The organism is Streptomyces sp. ATLC9 (genome assembly GCF_057196705.1).
In genome coordinates, this window is sequence record NZ_JBXUOY010000556.1 from 1 (window position 1) to 736 (window position 736).

At 64.9% G+C, this 736-nt stretch carries 1 protein-coding gene; it reads right to left on the minus strand.

Annotated features, from left to right (window positions below; genetic code table 11):
- The coding region (locus tag AC2CJA_RS27035; RefSeq protein WP_484605257.1) for an IS3 family transposase at positions 1 to 689 on the minus strand (689 nt) is incomplete at its 3' end.
- Positions 690 to 736 lie beyond the last annotated feature (47 nt).

Here is a 736-nt window from a genome sequence, read left to right on the forward strand (position 1 = left end):
GGCGGACGATAACCGATCGCCGAGTGAAGACGCCTGCGATTGTACCAGAACTCGATATACCGAATAACGTCCCGCCGGGCCTCCTCTCGGGTGTGGTACGTCACGCGTGACACACGTTCGTTCTTCAAGGCGCCGAAGAAAGATTCGGCCATGGCATTGTCGAAACAGATTCCGGTCCGGCCGGCCGAGCGCCGCAACCTGAGCCTCCCGAGGACCTTCCCGTACTCAGTCGACATGTAGTTGCTGCCGCGGTCGGAATGGAAGATCGCGCCCTTCGCGATCTTCCTGTTGCGGGCCGCGTTCCGGACCGCCCGGGATATCAGTGGCGTTTGGTAGTGGTTGTCCATGGCATAGCCGATGATCTCTTTGGTGCAGCAGTCGATAACGGTCGCCAGGTACAGCCATCCCTCACCAGTGGGAATGTAAGTGATGTCACCGACGAGCTTTTCACCGGGTGCCCGGGCAGTGAAGTCGCGGCCTACGAGGTCCGGCACCGGCCCCGGCGTCCCTTGGGTCAGCGCCCACCGCTTCGGCCGCGGCTGGCAGGGCACCAGGCCCAGCTCGCGCATCAGCCGGCGGATCAGCTCCGGGCCGGCGGCGACGCCCCAGCGCAGCAGCTGGGCGTGGATGCGGCGGTGTCCGTAGGTGCCGTCGGACATGTCGAATGCCTTCTTGGTGAGCAGCCGCAGTTCCCCGCGCCGCTGGCTGGTCGCGGAATCGGGCCGGTTTCGCCAGT